Annotated in this window: 23 protein-coding genes; all 23 read right to left on the bottom strand. The window is 67.4% G+C overall.

Annotation, left to right across the window (positions count from 1 at the left end; translation table 11 throughout):
* Positions 1-42 precede the first annotated feature (42 nt).
* Positions 43-486: a 50S ribosomal protein L13 gene (gene rplM / locus ACZ5OX_RS10160; RefSeq protein WP_030055846.1), complete on the bottom strand. Its 444-nt coding sequence runs from the start codon at positions 484-486 to the stop codon at positions 43-45.
* A gap of 232 nt (positions 487-718) precedes the next feature.
* Positions 719-2,377 (bottom strand): ABC-F family ATP-binding cassette domain-containing protein, encoded by a 1,659-nt coding sequence (locus ACZ5OX_RS10155; protein WP_465629464.1) that lies wholly within the window; start codon positions 2,375-2,377, stop codon positions 719-721.
* 49 nt (positions 2,378-2,426) lie between these two features.
* A complete protein-coding gene (gene truA / locus ACZ5OX_RS10150) occupies positions 2,427-3,332 on the bottom strand; it encodes a tRNA pseudouridine(38-40) synthase TruA (RefSeq protein ID WP_392867319.1) in 906 nt (301 codons plus the stop codon).
* Positions 3,333-3,413: 81 nt separating this feature from the next.
* Positions 3,414-3,881 carry a 50S ribosomal protein L17 gene (gene rplQ / locus ACZ5OX_RS10145; protein ID WP_396300203.1) on the bottom strand — a complete coding sequence of 156 codons (468 nt, stop codon included), beginning with the start codon at positions 3,879-3,881 and terminating at the stop codon, positions 3,414-3,416.
* Between the two features lie 127 nt (positions 3,882-4,008).
* Positions 4,009-5,031, bottom strand: a complete 1,023-nt coding sequence (locus ACZ5OX_RS10140; protein WP_049649049.1) for a DNA-directed RNA polymerase subunit alpha — start codon at positions 5,029-5,031, stop codon at positions 4,009-4,011.
* Positions 5,032-5,161: 130 nt separating this feature from the next.
* A complete protein-coding gene (gene rpsK / locus ACZ5OX_RS10135; RefSeq protein WP_030232513.1) occupies positions 5,162-5,569 on the bottom strand; it encodes a 30S ribosomal protein S11 in 408 nt (135 codons plus the stop codon).
* A 72-nt stretch (positions 5,570-5,641) separates the two neighbouring features.
* Complete coding sequence (gene rpsM / locus ACZ5OX_RS10130) at positions 5,642-6,022, bottom strand: 30S ribosomal protein S13 (protein ID WP_188306769.1); 381 nt, start codon at positions 6,020-6,022, stop codon at positions 5,642-5,644.
* A 176-nt stretch (positions 6,023-6,198) separates the two neighbouring features.
* On the bottom strand, positions 6,199-6,312 hold the full coding sequence (rpmJ, locus tag ACZ5OX_RS10125) for a 50S ribosomal protein L36 (RefSeq protein WP_003956441.1): 114 nt from the start codon (positions 6,310-6,312) through the stop codon (positions 6,199-6,201).
* Between the two features lie 33 nt (positions 6,313-6,345).
* A complete protein-coding gene (gene infA / locus ACZ5OX_RS10120) occupies positions 6,346-6,567 on the bottom strand; it encodes a translation initiation factor IF-1 (RefSeq protein WP_003956442.1) in 222 nt (73 codons plus the stop codon).
* Between the two features lie 194 nt (positions 6,568-6,761).
* On the bottom strand, positions 6,762-7,187 hold the full coding sequence (gene mscL / locus ACZ5OX_RS10115; protein ID WP_449788177.1) for a large conductance mechanosensitive channel protein MscL: 426 nt from the start codon (positions 7,185-7,187) through the stop codon (positions 6,762-6,764).
* Between the two features lie 142 nt (positions 7,188-7,329).
* Complete coding sequence (map, locus tag ACZ5OX_RS10110) at positions 7,330-8,169, bottom strand: type I methionyl aminopeptidase (RefSeq protein ID WP_355261350.1); 840 nt, start codon at positions 8,167-8,169, stop codon at positions 7,330-7,332.
* A gap of 115 nt (positions 8,170-8,284) precedes the next feature.
* Complete coding sequence (locus ACZ5OX_RS10105; RefSeq protein WP_402406061.1) at positions 8,285-8,938, bottom strand: adenylate kinase; 654 nt, start codon at positions 8,936-8,938, stop codon at positions 8,285-8,287.
* The gene (secY, locus tag ACZ5OX_RS10100; protein ID WP_392867331.1) at positions 8,938-10,248 is read right to left on the bottom strand and encodes a preprotein translocase subunit SecY; all 1,311 of its coding nucleotides are present in this window, start codon (positions 10,246-10,248) and stop codon (positions 8,938-8,940) included. The genes ACZ5OX_RS10105 and secY overlap by 1 nt, the downstream gene beginning before the upstream one ends.
* 310 nt (positions 10,249-10,558) lie before the next feature.
* Positions 10,559-11,011 carry a 50S ribosomal protein L15 gene (rplO, locus tag ACZ5OX_RS10095; protein WP_392867334.1) on the bottom strand — a complete coding sequence of 151 codons (453 nt, stop codon included), beginning with the start codon at positions 11,009-11,011 and terminating at the stop codon, positions 10,559-10,561.
* A gap of 2 nt (positions 11,012-11,013) precedes the next feature.
* Positions 11,014-11,196 carry a 50S ribosomal protein L30 gene (gene rpmD, locus ACZ5OX_RS10090; protein ID WP_030055835.1) on the bottom strand — a complete coding sequence of 61 codons (183 nt, stop codon included), beginning with the start codon at positions 11,194-11,196 and terminating at the stop codon, positions 11,014-11,016.
* The gene (gene rpsE, locus ACZ5OX_RS10085) at positions 11,196-11,816 is read right to left on the bottom strand and encodes a 30S ribosomal protein S5 (RefSeq protein WP_350573992.1); all 621 of its coding nucleotides are present in this window, start codon (positions 11,814-11,816) and stop codon (positions 11,196-11,198) included. The genes rpmD and rpsE overlap by 1 nt, the downstream gene beginning before the upstream one ends.
* Before the next feature lie 49 nt (positions 11,817-11,865).
* Positions 11,866-12,249 (bottom strand): 50S ribosomal protein L18, encoded by a 384-nt coding sequence (gene rplR, locus ACZ5OX_RS10080; protein ID WP_030280785.1) that lies wholly within the window; start codon positions 12,247-12,249, stop codon positions 11,866-11,868.
* A 3-nt stretch (positions 12,250-12,252) separates the two neighbouring features.
* Positions 12,253-12,792: a 50S ribosomal protein L6 gene (rplF, locus tag ACZ5OX_RS10075; protein ID WP_359820420.1), complete on the bottom strand. Its 540-nt coding sequence runs from the start codon at positions 12,790-12,792 to the stop codon at positions 12,253-12,255.
* A 22-nt stretch (positions 12,793-12,814) separates the two neighbouring features.
* On the bottom strand, positions 12,815-13,222 hold the full coding sequence (gene rpsH / locus ACZ5OX_RS10070; RefSeq protein ID WP_350503566.1) for a 30S ribosomal protein S8: 408 nt from the start codon (positions 13,220-13,222) through the stop codon (positions 12,815-12,817).
* A gap of 268 nt (positions 13,223-13,490) precedes the next feature.
* A complete protein-coding gene (locus ACZ5OX_RS10065) occupies positions 13,491-13,676 on the bottom strand; it encodes a type Z 30S ribosomal protein S14 (RefSeq protein WP_030393303.1) in 186 nt (61 codons plus the stop codon).
* Between the two features lie 4 nt (positions 13,677-13,680).
* Positions 13,681-14,250 carry a 50S ribosomal protein L5 gene (rplE, locus tag ACZ5OX_RS10060; protein WP_359820418.1) on the bottom strand — a complete coding sequence of 190 codons (570 nt, stop codon included), beginning with the start codon at positions 14,248-14,250 and terminating at the stop codon, positions 13,681-13,683.
* Positions 14,250-14,561 carry a 50S ribosomal protein L24 gene (gene rplX / locus ACZ5OX_RS10055; RefSeq protein ID WP_030263484.1) on the bottom strand — a complete coding sequence of 104 codons (312 nt, stop codon included), beginning with the start codon at positions 14,559-14,561 and terminating at the stop codon, positions 14,250-14,252. Before rplX ends, rplE begins: the two co-directional genes overlap by 1 nt.
* Positions 14,562-14,576: 15 nt before the next feature.
* Positions 14,577-14,948, bottom strand: a complete 372-nt coding sequence (gene rplN, locus ACZ5OX_RS10050; protein WP_030232481.1) for a 50S ribosomal protein L14 — start codon at positions 14,946-14,948, stop codon at positions 14,577-14,579.
* Positions 14,949-15,012 lie beyond the last annotated feature (64 nt).

The following is a 15,012-nucleotide window of genomic DNA, read 5'->3' as shown; positions in this document are numbered from 1 at the left end:
GTTCCTCAGCTCTTTTCAGTGTTGGGGGGCTTGGTGGCCGAATTACTGCGCGACCTGGGTGATCTCGAACGGCACCGGCTGCTGGGCAGCGTGCGGGTGCTGGTCGCCCGAGTAGACCTTCAGCTTGGAGAGCATCTGGCGGCCCAGGCTGTTCTTGGGGATCATGCCCTTGATGGCCTTCTCGACGGCCTTCTCCGGGTTGTTCGCCAGCAGGTCGTCGTAGCGCACCGAGCGCAGACCGCCCGGGAAGCCCGAGTGGCGGTAGGCCAGCTTCTGGGTCTTCTTGTTACCGGACAGGTGCACCTTGTCGGCGTTGATGATGATGACGAAGTCACCAGTGTCAACGTGCGGCGCGTAGATCGCCTTGTGCTTGCCCCGGAGGAGGTTGGCGGCCTGGGAGGCCAGGCGGCCCAGCACGACGTCGGTCGCGTCGATGACGTGCCACTGACGCTGGACGTCGCCGGGCTTGGGGCTGTACGTACGCACGGTCGTAGCCTTCGCTTTTCAGTGAGTGAGTCCTGACAGGAGCACCCGGACGGAAGAGCAGCCTGGCCATCCTTGGACGCAATTCAAGGGGGACCGCTGGTCGACGACCTGATGTCTCCGGCGTACCGACCTCTCACGTGAGATAGAGCGAGCCAATACGCACATCAAGCGTCCAGGTTACCGGCAGGGCGGGGGCGGGTCAAAAGCGCCCGGGACCGACCCCCGCCGTCACTCAGCGTTCGCGCTCCACCCGGGTCACGTCCCAGACCGGCTCCGGCGACTCGTACACCCGGCCGTCCGCGCCGAACACCAGGAAGCGGTCGAAGGTCTTGGCGAACCAGCGGTCGTGGGTCACGCACAGCACGGTGCCGTCGAAGGCCTCCAGGCCGGCCTGCAGGGCCTCGGCGCTCTCCAGGTCCAGGTTGTCGGTCGGCTCGTCGAGCAACAGGGCCGTCACGCCGGAGAGTTCGAGCTTGAGGATCATCAGCCGGGCCTGCTGCCCGCCGGACAGCGACTCGAACTTCTGCTCCTCCTGGCGGTCCAGCTCGTACCGGCGCAGCGCGCCCATCGCGGCGCCGCGGCTGAGCGCGTGCTCCTCCTCGACGATCGACCGCACGGTGCGGCCGAACAGCTCCGGGTGGGCGTGGGTCTGCCGGAAGTGGCCGGGCACGACCCGGGCACCGAGCTTCCACTCGCCGGTGTGCGCGACCGACCCGTCACCGGCCAGCAGCCGCAGGAGGTGCGACTTGCCGGCGCCGTTGGCGCCCAGCACCGCGACCCGCTCGCCGTAGAAGACCTCCAGGTCGAAGGGCTGCATCAGGCCGGTGAGCTCCAGCTGCTCCATGGTGAAGGCGCGCACGCCGGTGCGCCCGCCCTTGAGCCGCATGGTGATGGTCTGCTCGCGCGGCGGCGTCTCGGGCGGGCCGGCGTCCTCGAACTTCTTCAGCCTGGTCTGGGCGGCGGCGTAGCGGGAGGCCATCTCGTGGCTGACCGCGGCGGCCTGGCGCAGGGTGACGACCAGCTTCTTGAGCTTGGCGTGCTCCTCGTCCCAGCGGCGGCGCAGTTCCTCGAAGCGCTCGAAGCGGGCCTTGCGGGCCTCGTGGAAGGTGTCGAAGCCGCCGCCGTGCACCCAGACGCTGCTGCCGGTGGCGCCGGTCTCGACGGCGATGATCTTGTCCGCGGTCTTGGAGAGCAGCTCGCGGTCGTGCGAGATGAACAGGACGGTCTTCGAGGTGGCCTTGATGGCCTCCTCCAGCCAGCGCTTGGCCGGGACGTCCAGGTAGTTGTCGGGCTCGTCGAGCAGCAGCACCTCGTCGGGACCGCGCAGCAGCGCCTCCAGCACGAGCCGCTTCTGCTCGCCGCCGGAGAGGGTGTTCAGGCCGCGCCACTGGGCCTTGTCGAAGGGCACCCCCAGGGCCGCCATGGTGCAGACGTCCCAGTCGGTCTCGTAGTCGTAGCCGCCGACGTCGGCCCAGTCGGAGAGCGCCTGGGCGTAGGCCATCTGCGTCTTCTCGTCGTCCTGGGCGATCATCGCCAGCTCGGCTGCGTCCACCGCGCGGGCAGCCTTGGCGATCCGCTCCGGGGCGACCGACACCAGCAGGTCGCGCACCGAGGCGTCGGCCGGCAGCGCGCCGGGCGTGGCCTGCTGGTCCTCGCGGCCGGTGGTGCCGACGAACTGGCGCATCACGCCGAGCCCGCCGCTGATCGTCACCGAGCCGCCGTGCGGCTGGATGTCCCCCGCGATCATGCGCAGCAGGGTGGTCTTGCCGGCGCCGTTGGCGCCGACCAGGGCGACCGCGGCTCCCTCGCCCACCCGGAAGGACGCGTCGTCGAACAAGACGCGCCCGTCCGGCAGGTAGTACTCCAGGTGCGAAATCTCGACGTGTCCCATGGGAGCGATTCTCCCAAGCGGACGCGCCGGGCCAAAACGGATTACCTCACTACGCGCTCTGCCCGGGCAGGGTGCGCATCCGCCGGGCCGCGCGGTTGCGCTCGGCCAGCTGGTCGTCCGGCGGGTAGCCGACCTCCTCCAGCGTGAGCCCGTACGGCCGGATCACGTTGACGGCGGAGTTGCGCACCCCGCCGGCCAGCACCTCGCCGGGGAACTCCACCGGCCGGTGCCCGTCGCCGACCAGCAGCATCGCGCCGACCAGCGCCCGGACCATGTTGTGGCAGAAGGCGTCGGCCCGGACGGTGGCGACCGCGAGGGAGCCCTCCTGGGCGGCGTAGGAGTCCACCGGGACGCGGTCCCAGTGCAGCTCCAGCAGGGTGCGGATGGTGGTGGCGCCCTCGCGCTTCTTGCAGTACGCGGCGAAGTCGTGCTCGCCGAGCAGCAGTTCGGCCGCCCGGTTCATCCGGTCCACGTCCAGCGGGCGGTCGTGCCAGAGCACGTGGCCGCGCAGCAGCGGGTCGACCCCGCCGGGGTGGTCGGCGACCCGGTACGCGTACCGGCGCCAGATCGCCGAGAAGCGGGCGTCGAACCCGGCCGGCGCCTCGCCGACCCGGTAGATCCGGACGTCCCCGGGCAGCCGGCCGGCCAGTCGGCGCAGCAGCTTCTCCCGGTGCGCCTCCCACAGCTCGGCCGGCAGGTCGACGTGGGCGACCTGGCCGCGGGCGTGCACCCCGGCGTCGGTGCGCCCGGCCACGGTCAGCGGGAACAGCTCCGAGCTGCGGGTGACGATCTGGAGCGCGGTCTCGATCTCCTCCTGGACCGTCCGGCGGCCGCCCTTCTGGCGGGCCCAGCCGGAGAACTCGGCGCCCTGGTAGGCGAGGTCCAGCCGGACCCGGACGTACCCGTCGGCCGGGCCGTCCTTCACCGGCGGCCGCTCGGCGCAATCGTTGACCACTGCTCTCCACTCCCTGGACATGAGGAACGGGCCCGCTCCCCCATCGCTGGGGAAGCGGGCCCGCAACAACACCTAGTGGTGTCAGGCCTGCTCGGCGGCCTCGGTCTCGGTGGCCTCGACCTTGGCGTCGGCCTCCTTGACGGCACGCTTGGTGGCGGCCTCGGCCTCGCCGACGGCGGTCTGCGCGACGGTCAGCGCCTCGACCAGCTCGATCACGGCCATCGGGGCGTTGTCGCCACGACGGGGACCGATCTTGGTGATGCGGGTGTAGCCACCCGGGCGGTTCTCGTAGCGCGGCGCGATCTCGGTGAAGAGGGTGTGCAGCACCGACACGTCGGTGATGGTCTTGCGCACCAGGCGACGGTTGTGGATGTCGCCCTTCTTCGCCTTGGTGATCAGCTTCTCCGCCAGCGGGCGCAGGCGGCGGGCCTTGGCCTCGGTGGTGGTGATGCGGCCGTACTGGAACAGCTCACGGGCCAGACCGGCGAGCAGCAGCGGCTCGTGGTGCGGGCCACCGCCCAGGCGGGCACCCTTGGTGGGACGCGGCATGGAATTACTCCTCGAATCTCCGACTGCGGCCGTACCAGGTACCGCAGCGGGCGTACGGGCACTGTGCCCGTACGGCTTTCAGGACGACGGGGGCGGTTCCGTGGAACCGCCCCCGCGGCCAATTCTCTTAGTACTGCTCGGTCTCGGCGAAGTGCGAGTCGTCGAGGTCGTCGGCGCCGAAGGCGTCGGCGGCAGCGGTCGGGTCGAACCCGGGCGGGCTGTCCTTGAGGGCCAGGCCCATGCCGGCCAGCTTCGCCTTGACCTCGTCGATCGACTTCGCACCGAAGTTGCGGATGTCGAGCAGGTCGGCCTCGGAGCGGGCGACGAGCTCACCCACGGTGTGGATGCCCTCGCGCTTGAGGCAGTTGTAGGAGCGGACGGTGAGCTCCAGCTCCTCGATCGGCAGCGCCAGGTCGGCGGCCAGGGCGGCGTCCGTCGGGGACGGGCCCATGTCGATGCCCTCGGCGTCGATGTTCAGCTCGCGGGCGAGGCCGAACAGCTCCACCAGGGTCTTGCCGGCCGAGGCCATGGCGTCGCGCGGACGCATGGCGGGCTTGGTCTCGACGTCGACGATCAGCTTGTCGAAGTCGGTCCGCTGCTCGACACGGGTGGCCTCGACCTTGTAGGTGACCTTCAGCACCGGGCTGTAGATCGAGTCGACCGGGATGCGGCCGATCTCCTGGCCGGAGGCCTTGTTCTGGACGGCGGAGACGTAGCCGCGACCGCGCTCGACGGTCAGCTCCATCTCCAGCTTGCCCTTGCCGTTCAGCGTGGCGAGGACCAGCTCGGGGTTGTGCACCTCGACACCCGCCGGCGGGGCGATGTCGGCGGCGGTGACGACACCCGGGCCCTGCTTGCGCAGGTACATCACGACCGGCTCGTCGTGCTCCGAGGAGACGACCAGCTGCTTGATGTTGAGGATGAGGTCGGTCACGTCCTCCTTGACGCCCGGCACGGTGGTGAACTCGTGCAGGACGCCGTCGATGCGGATGCTGGTGACAGCGGCACCCGGGATCGACGACAGGAGCGTGCGGCGCAGGGAGTTGCCGAGGGTGTAGCCGAAGCCCGGCTCCAGCGGCTCGATCACGAACCGCGAGCGGAACTCGTCGACGACCTCTTCGGTCAGCGAAGGACGCTGAGCGATAAGCATGGGGGAAATCCTCCGGTTGTCTTCGGCACCCACTATTTGATGCCGACAGGACCAAGCGTACGGGGTCCCGCCGAGAAGCAGGACCCCGTACGAGGTTTACAGCAGGTACTGCGAGCCCGAAGGCGCTGCGTCAGACGCGGCGGCGCTTCGGCGGGCGGCAGCCGTTGTGCGGGGTGGGGGTGACGTCCTGGATCGAGCCGACCTCCAGGCCGGTGGCCTGGAGCGAACGGATCGCGGTCTCGCGGCCGGAGCCCGGACCCTTCACGAAGACGTCAACCTTGCGCATGCCGTGCTCCTGCGCGCGACGGGCAGCGGCCTCGGCGGCCATCTGCGCGGCGAACGGGGTGGACTTGCGCGAGCCCTTGAAGCCGACGTGGCCGGCGGAGGCCCAGGAGATCACGTTGCCCGCGGGGTCGGTGATCGAAACGATGGTGTTGTTGAACGTGCTCTTGATGTGCGCGTGGCCGTGAGCGACGTTCTTCTTTTCCTTGCGGCGGATCTTCTTCGCGCCGGCAGCCTGACGACCCTTGGGGGGCATAAGTCTGTTCTCCTACTGAGGTGGTCGGTCCGCTGACCCGCGGGCCGGAGGGATGTCCGGTTACGGGACGGACTACTTCTTGCCCGGCTTCTTCTTGCCGGCGATCGCGCGACGCGGGCCCTTGCGGGTACGCGCGTTGGTGTGGGTGCGCTGGCCGCGGACCGGCAGGCCACGGCGGTGACGCAGACCCTCGTAGCAGCCGATCTCGACCTTGCGGCGGATGTCGGCGGCCACCTCACGGCGGAGGTCACCCTCGACCGTGTAGTTGGCGTCGATGTACTGGCTCAGCTTGACGAGGTCGTCCTCGGAGATGTCGCGAACGCGGACATCCGGGTTGACACCGGTCTCGGCCAGGGTCTGCTGGGCGCGGGTACGGCCGATGCCGTACACGTAGGTGAGGGCGATCTCGATCCGCTTCTCACGGGGGAGATCAACGCCGGCGAGGCGTGCCATTCAAGGCTCCTGTGGTTCTTCAGAGGTCTTGCGTGCTACCTACTCCTTCGCCTCTCGACGATGGAGCCCCGGCCTCTGACCGGGGGTGGCAGTCCGTCCACGAGGGGACGGATCGGGTAGCCCGCTTATGACGTTTTCGCGTCGCGCGAAGTACTACGAGAAATGCTGGAGAGCGATCAGCCCTGGCGCTGCTTGTGGCGCAGGTTGTCGCAGATCACCATGACCCGGCCGTGGCGGCGGATCACCTTGCACTTGTCGCAGATCTTCTTGACGCTCGGCTTGACCTTCATGTTTCAGGTTCTCCGGGTCTAGATCTGACGTTCTTACTTGTAGCGGTAGACGATCCGCCCGCGCGTGAGGTCGTAGGGGCTGAGCTCCACGACGACCCGGTCGTCCGGCAGGATGCGGATGTAGTGCATGCGCATCTTGCCACTGATGTGCGCGAGGACCTTGTGACCGTTCTGCAGCTCGACCTTGAACATCGCGTTCGGAAGAGACTCGATCACGGTGCCCTCGATCTCAATGGCGCCTTGCTTCTTAGCCATGAACTGCGAGATCCACCTTCCGGGACCGGCTACCGTATGCGGAACGCTCGTGCGAACCTGGGTTCACCCCTCCCCCGGAGGGAAGAGGGCGCGCTGAAGCACGCTACGAGTGAGCCGACGGTCCATCCTACGCCAGCGCGTGCGGTGGACCAAAACGGGGGCCCCGGAAAGCGGTAGCCGTCACACCCGTTCCGTCAGGCCCGGGTGGTGACGGTCAGCGGCTCGACGTGGGCGGTGCAGGCCGAGCAGCGGCGGGCGGCCTCGGGGATCTCGGTCAGGCACTCGGGGCACGGGCGCTTCGGTGCCTTCGGCTTCTTCGGCATGTAGCGCGCGGTCGCCTTGGTGATCGGCAGCACCACGCAGAAGTACAGCACCGCGGCGGTCATGAAGAACGCGATCAGCACGTTGAGGAACTGCCCGTACGGGAAGGTCACTCCGGCGATGTGCGCCTTGTACGAGCTGAAGTCGCCGGCCGCGCCGACCACCACACCCACCAGCGGGGTGAGGAAGGCGGACACGAAGCCGGTCACCACCGCGGTGAACGCGGCACCGATGACCACACCGACCGCCATGTCGACGACGTTGCCCCGCATCATGAAGTCGCGGAATCCCTTGAGCACGTGCTGTCTCCTGCTCGCTCGTAAGCCACTGCTGACCACTACTGACCACTGCCAGCGGATAAAAATAGGACAAAAGCCCTGGAGGTCCAAACCTCCAGGGCTCTGATCCCTTGTCAGCGGCGGCAGTTGGGCGCCGCCGTGACTACGCGAGGGGGTCCGGAGCTGCGGTGATGCCCAGCTTGGCCAGTTCCGCCTTGCCGCCGTCGAAGGCGGTCAGCACCAGCGGACCCTGCTCGGTGACGGCCACCGAGTGCTCCCAGTGCGAGGCCCAGGTGCCGTCGTTGGTGACGACCGTCCAGTCGTCCTCCAGCACGGTGGTGTGCGGGGTGCCGAGCGAGACCATCGGCTCGATCGCCAGCACGGTGCCCGGCACCAGCTTCGGGCCCTTGCCCCGGCCGCGCTCGACGTAGTTCAGCACGTGCGGCTCCATGTGCATCGCGGTGCCGATGCCGTGGCCGCCGTAGCCCTCGGTGATGCCCCACTTGCCCTTCGGCGGGAGCGGCTGGCGGCGGATGTAGCCCTCGATCGCCTTGGAGACGTCGACCAGACGGTTGTTCTTCTTCATCTGGGCGATGCCGGCCCACATCGAGCCCTCGGTGACCCGGCTCAGCATCTCGACCTCCGGGCGGACCTCGCCGACCGCCACCGTGATGGCCGAGTCGCCGTGCCAGCCGTCCAGGATGGCGCCGCAGTCGATCGAGATGACGTCACCCTCCTGGAGCACCCGCTCGCCGGGGATGCCGTGCACGACCTCGTTGTTCACCGAGGCGCAGATGACGCCCGGGAACCAGAGCCCGCCGTGGTGGGCGCGGAAGTTCGAGGTGGCGCCGTGGTCGGTGATGACCTTGTCCGCGATGTCGTTGAGCTCCTGGGTGGTCACCCCCGGGACGACCGCCTCGCGGCAGGCCTTCAGGGCCTCGGCGACGACCAGCCCGGCCGCTCGCATCTTCGCGATCTGCTCGGGGGTCTTGATCTCCACCATCTGGTCACGCCTTCCAAGTCCGGATTACCACTGCTACCACCGTACGACGCCGAAACGGCCGGGCCACCCGCTTCACGGGCGACCCGGCCGTACCGTCGTACGTTCGCCGAGAGACTCAGCTGTCCTGCTTCAACGCCTCGATCGAGCGGGCGGTGACCTCGTCCACCTTGCCGAGGGCCGAGATCGTCGCCACCAGGCCCTGCTGGACGTAGTAGTCGATGATCGGCTCGGTCTCCGTGTGGTAGACCTCCAGGCGCGTGCGCACCTTCTCCTCGGTGTCGTCCGAGCGCTGGTACAGCTCGCCGCCGCACTCGTCGCAGACGCCCTCGACCTTCGGCGGGTTGTAGTCCACGTGGAAGACGTGGCCGCCGTCGTTGCGGCACAGGCGACGGCCGGCGATCCGGCGGACGACCTCGTCCTCGGGGACCTCCAGGTCCAGCACACCGTCCAGCTTTATGCCCTGCTCGGCGAGGAACTCGTCCAGCGCCTTGGCCTGCCCCAGGTTGCGGGGGAAGCCGTCGAGCAGGAAGCCGTTGGCGGCGTCCTCCTGGAGCATTCGGTCCTTGGCCATCCCGATGGTGACCTCGTCCGGCACCAGGTGTCCCGCGTCCATGTAGCTCTTGGCCTCGAGGCCGAGCGGGGTGCCCTGGCTGATGTTCGCACGGAACAGGTCGCCGGTGGAGATGTGGGGGATGGACAGGGTCTTGGCGAGCAGGTGCGCCTGAGTACCCTTCCCGGCCCCGGGAGGACCAACGAGGACGATACGCATCAGCGGAGGAACCCTTCGTAATTGCGCTGCTGGAGCTGGCTCTCGATCTGCTTCACAGTTTCGAGTCCGACGCCGACGACGATGAGCACGCTGGTGCCGCCGAACGGGAAGTTGGTCTGCTGTCCGAAGGCGACCAGGGCGATCATCGGGATCAACGCGATCAGGCCCAGGTAGAGCGAACCCGGCCACGTGATTCGGGTCAGCACGTAGTTCAGGTACTCGGCCGTCGGTCGGCCGGCCCGGATACCCGGGATGAACCCACCATACTTCTTCATGTTGTCGGCAACTTCTTCGGGGTTGAAGGAGATGGCGACGTAGAAGAAGGCGAAGAAGACGATCAGCAGGAAGTAGGTGGCCATGTAGATCGGGTGGTCACCCTTGACGAAGTTCGTCCGGATCCACGTGGCCCAGCCCGCCTGGCTGTTGGTCAGCTGGACCACGAGGGCGGGGATGTACAGCAGCGACGAGGCGAAGATGACCGGGATGACACCGGCCTGGTTCACCTTGAGCGGGATGTAGGTCGAGGTCCCACCGAACGCCCGGCGGCCGATCATCCGCTTCGCGTACTGGACCGGGATCCGGCGCTGGGCCTGCTCGACGAAGATGACCAGCATCACGACGATGATGCCGACCGCGACCACGGAGAGGAACTCGACCCAGCCGTCGCCGATGGTGCCGGACTGCTTGATCGCCCACATCGAGGACGGGAACTGGGCCGCGATCGAGGTGAAGATCAGCAGCGACATGCCGTTGCCGATGCCGCGGTCGGTGATCAGCTCGCCCAGCCACATGATGACCGTGGTGCCCGCGGTCATGGTGAGGACCATGACGGCGATCCGGAACACGCTGGTGTCCGGGACGATCTGGTTGGCCAGCGGGCAGCCGGAGAACAGCGCGCCGCTGGAGGCCGTCGCCACGATGCCGGTGCCCTGGAGCACGGCGAGGGCGATGGTCAGGTACCGGGTGTACTGGGTGATCTTCGCCTGGCCGGCCTGCCCCTCCTTCTTCAGCATCTCCAGTCGCGGGATCACGACGGTGAGGAGCTGGAGGATGATGCTCGCCGTGATGTACGGCATGATGCCGAGGGCGAAGATCGTCAGCTGGAGGAGCGCGCCACCGCTGAACAGGTTGACGAGTCCGAAGAGGCCACTGTTCTTGGTCTCCTTCACGCACTCGTTCACGGCCGTGAAACTCACGCCCGGAATCGGGATGTGCGAGCCCAGCCGGAACAGCACCATGATGCCCAGCGTGAACAGCAGCTTCTTGCGCAGGTCGGGCGTCTGGAACGCCCGCGCGAACGCACTGAGCACGGTGCCTCCTGCGCCTCCCGCGCGTCGTCGGCGGGAGGGTCGGTCCTGAATGGGGAGTTTTGCGGTACGGGCTCCCGTACAGACGGCACAGGCGAGCCTACGCGCAGCCTACAAGGGAACTCCACGGACTCTAACAGTGCGCGGCCACTCGGAAGAAGCGCGTACCGCCGGTCCCCCACTCATGGGGTACGGGATGCCCGGTTTTGCCACACAAAAGAACGAGCGCCGTCGGGCCGGAAATCCCCGGGAACGGCACGAGCCCCGCACCTCCCGAAGGAGGTGCGGGGCTCGTGGGCGGAATTCAGCGGGCTCAGATGAGCTCGGTGACCGTACCGCCGGCGGCCTTGATCTTCTCGGCGGCCGAACCGGAGACGGCGTCCACCGCAACCTGGAGGGCGACCGAGATCTCGCCGGTGCCGAGCACCTTGACGAGGGAGTTCTTGCGAACCGCGCCCTTGGCGACCAGGTCCTCGACGGTGACCTCGCCACCCTGCGGGTAGAGCTCGGCCAGCTTGTCGAGGTTGACAACCTGGAACGTGATCTTGAACGGGTTCTTGAAGCCCTTCAGCTTCGGCAGGCGCATGTGGAGCGGCATCTGGCCACCCTCGAAGCGCTGCGGAACCTGGTAGCGGGCCTTCGTGCCCTTGGTGCCACGACCGGCGGTCTTACCCTTGGAGCCCTCACCACGACCCACACGGATCTTGTCGGTCTTGGCACCCGGGGCGGGACGCAGGTTGTGGATCTTGATCGGGTTGTCGCCCATGATCAGTCCACCTCCTCAACCGTCACCAGGTGACGGACCGTGTGGGCCATCCCGCGGATCTCGGGACGGTCCTCCTTCACCACGACGTCGTGCATGCGCTTGAGACCAAGCGAACGCAGGGTGTCACGGTGATTCTGCTTGCTGCCGATGTACGACTTGGTCTGCGTGATCTTCAGGCGAGCCATCAGGCGCTCACCCCAGCAGCACGCGCCCGCAGCAGAGCGGCGGGGGCCACGTCCTCCAGCGGCAGGCCACGACGGGCGGCGATCTCCTCGGGGCGCACGAGGCCCTTCAGAGCGGCCACGGTGGCGTGCACGATGTTGATCGCGTTGTCCGAGCCGAGCGACTTCGACAGGATGTCGTGGATGCCGGCGCACTCCAGGACGGCGCGCACCGGACCACCGGCGATAACACCGGTACCGGGGGCGGCGGGCTTCAGCAGCACGACGCCGGCGGCCTTCTCACCCTGGATCGGGTGGGGGATGGTGCCCTGGATACGGGGGACCTTGAAGAAGTTCTTCTTGGCCTCCTCAACACCCTTGGCGATGGCGGCCGGAACCTCCTTCGCCTTGCCGTAACCGACACCCACGGTGCCCTCGCCATCGCCCACCACGACGAGCGCGGTGAAGCTGAAGCGACGGCCACCCTTGACAACCTTGGCGACACGGTTGATCGCGACGACGCGCTCGACGTAAGCGGTCTTCTCGACGGCGGGGGCGTTGCCCCGGTCGTCACGCTTACGGTCGCGCCGCTCGCCACCGGTGCCGCCACCGGCGCCGCTGCCGCGGCGCTGGGGTCCAGCCATTGGATTTACCTCTCTCGTAATACGTCCGTCGACAGAGTCGACGAGCGGCTTAGAAGTCGAGCCCGGCCTCACGGGCCGCGTCCGCCAGGGCGGCGATGCGGCCGGCGTACCGGTTGCCCGCGCGGTCGAAGACGACCGACTCGATGCCGGCGGCCTTGGCGCGCTCGGCGACCAGGCTCCCGACCTTCTTGGCCAGCTCGGTCTTGTCGCCCTCGGCGCCCTTGATGGACACGTCGAGGGTGGACGCCGACGCCAGGGTGTGACCCTTGGCGTCGTCGATGACCTGGGCGACCATGTGACGGTTCGAGCGCGTCACGACGAGACGCGGACGCACCTCGGTGCCGACGACGCGCTTGCGAACGCGGATCGCGCGGCGCTTGCGAGCGGCGCTCTTGTAGGCGTTGCCCTTGCCGATCTTGACAGAGACACTCATCGCTTACTTACCACTCTTTCCGACCTTGCGGCGGATGACCTCGCCCGCGTACTTGACACCCTTGGCCTTGTACGGGTCGGGCTTGCGCAGCTTGCGGATGTTCGCGGCGACCTCGCCGACCTTCTGCTTGTCGATGCCGTCCACGTGGAACTTGGTGGGCGACTCGACGACGAAGGAGATGCCCTCCGGCGCGGTGATCAGGATCGGGTGGCTGTAACCGAGCGCGAACTCCATGTCGGAGCCCTTCGCGGTCACACGGTAACCAACACCGCTGATCTCCAGCGACTTGCGGTAGCCCGCGGTCACGCCGGTGATCATGTTCGCCACCAGCGTGCGGGTCAGGCCGTGCAGGGCCTTCGAGCGACGCTCGTCGTTCGGACGAGAGACGAGCACAGTGCCGTCCTCGCCCTTGCCGATCCCGATCGGCTCGGCGACGACGTGGGTGAGCGAGCCCTTCGGGCCCTTCACCGAGACCGCCTGGCCATCGATGGTGACGTCCACGCCAGCGGGGACCTGGATGGGCAGCCGTCCAATGCGCGACATTGCTGTACCTCCGTTTCCCGAATTACCAGACGTAGGCGAGAACTTCTCCGCCTACGCCCTTCTTGGCGGCCTGCTTGTCGGTCAGGAGGCCGGACGACGTGGAGATGATCGCCACGCCCAGGCCGCCGAGAACCTTCGGCAGGTTGGTGGACTTTGCGTAAACGCGCAGACCCGGCTTGCTGATGCGCTTGATGCCGGCGATGGAGCGCTCACGGTTGGGGCCGAACTTGAGCTCGATGGTCAGCTTCTTGCCGACCTCGCCCTCAGCCGGCTCCTCAACCTTGTAGGAGGAGATGTACCCCTCCTGCTGCAGGATCTGGGCGACGTGCGCCTTGATCTTGCTGGCCGGCATCGCCACGGTGTCGTGGTACGCCGAGTTCGCGTTACGCAGACGCGTGAGCATGTCTGCGATGGGGTCGGTCATGGTCATGATGGCCTCAGGCCTCTCTCGCCGTGGTTTCTCCGCGCCAGGTCCCCCTTCCGCACTCTTCCGAGTTCGTCAGGGGCACAAGCGCAGGGGACCTACGACGTAGTAAGACTGGGTGCGAGCCCTTCCTCTGAAGGGCCACGGACGTCCATGGGGAAGCCGCGGCAGGGGGCCCGACCCCACTACCTTACGGGACTCCGTACGGCAGGCCCAAAACGGACCGGTGTGGGATCGGGCACCTCTGCGTCGCTGTGTGCCTAAAGCGCCTGGACTACCAGGAGCTCTTGGTCACGCCCGGCAGCTCGCCGCGGTGCGCCATCTCACGGAGGCAGACACGGCACAGGCCGAACTTGCGGTACACCGAGTGCGGACGGCCGCAGCGCTGGCACCGGGTGTAGGCCCGGACGCCGAACTTCGGCTTACGCTCGGCCTTCGCGATGAGGGACTTCTTCGCCATTGGCTCACGCCTCCTTGAACGGGAAGCCCAGAGCGCGCAGGAGCGCCCGGCCCTCGTCGTCGGTCTGAGCGGTGGTCACGACGGTGATGTCCATACCGCGCTGACGGTCGACCTTGTCCTGGTCGATCTCGTGGAACATAACCTGCTCGGTCAGACCGAAGGTGTAGTTGCCACGGCCGTCGAACTGCTTCGGGGAGAGACCACGGAAGTCACGGATACGCGGCAGAGCCAGCGAAACCAGACGGTCCAGGAACTCCCACATGCGGTCACCACGGAGGGTGACGTGGGTGCCGATCGGCTGGCCCTCGCGCAGCTTGAACTGCGCGATGGACTTGCGAGCCTTGGTCACGGCCGGCTTCTGACCGGTGATGGCGGTCAGGTCGCGGATCGCGCCCTCGATCAGCTTGCTGTCACGGGCAGCCTCGCCGACACCCATGTTGACGACGACCTTGACCAGGCCGGGCGTCAGCATGACGTTCTCGTACTTGAACTGCTCCTGCAGCTGACCCTTGATCTCGGAGTTGTAACGCTCCTTGAGGCGGGGGGTCACCTTCTCAACAGACGTCTCAGACATCAGATGTCCTCACCGGTTCGCTTGGCAACGCGGATCTTGTTGCCCTGGTCGTCGAAGCGGTAGCCGACGCGGGTGACGACCTTCTTGCCGTCCTTCTCCACGACCAGCTGGACGTTGGAGACGTGCACCGGGGCCTCGACGGTCACGATGCCACCCTGGGTACCCGGACCCGGCTTGGTGTGCTTCTTGACCCGGTTGACACCCTCGACGAGGACCTTGTTCTCAGCCGGCATGGCCTGGATGACCTTGCCCTGCTTGCCCTTGTCCTTGCCGGTGATGACCTGGACCAGGTCACCCTTCTTGATCTTCATGCTGTTCGCCATGAGTTAGAGCACCTCCGGCGCAAGCGAGATGATCTTCATGAACTTCTTGTCACGCAGCTCGCGGCCCACCGGGCCGAAGATGCGGGTGCCACGGGGGTCACCTTCGGTGTTCTTCAGAACGACCGCGGCGTTCTCGTCGAAACGGATGTACGAGCCATCCGGACGACGACGCTCCTTGACGGTGCGGACGACGACGCACTTGACGACGTCACCCTTCTTCACCGAACCACCGGGGATCGCGTCCTTGACGGTGGCGACGATGACGTCCCCGATACCGGCGTAGCGGCGACCGGAGCCACCGAGAACACGGATGCAAAGGATCTCCTTGGCACCAGTGTTGTCGGCGACGCGCAGTCGCGACTCCTGCTGGATCACAGCTTTCTCCTGATCGTCAACGAGAGTCGACGGGCCGGCCGCTGCTCACATCGGCGCCCCTGCG

The sequence above is a fragment of the Kitasatospora sp. NPDC032121 genome, assembly GCF_055580145.1.
The sequence above is the reverse complement of the archived record's forward strand: the minus strand, read 5'-3'. Positions and strand labels throughout refer to the sequence as shown.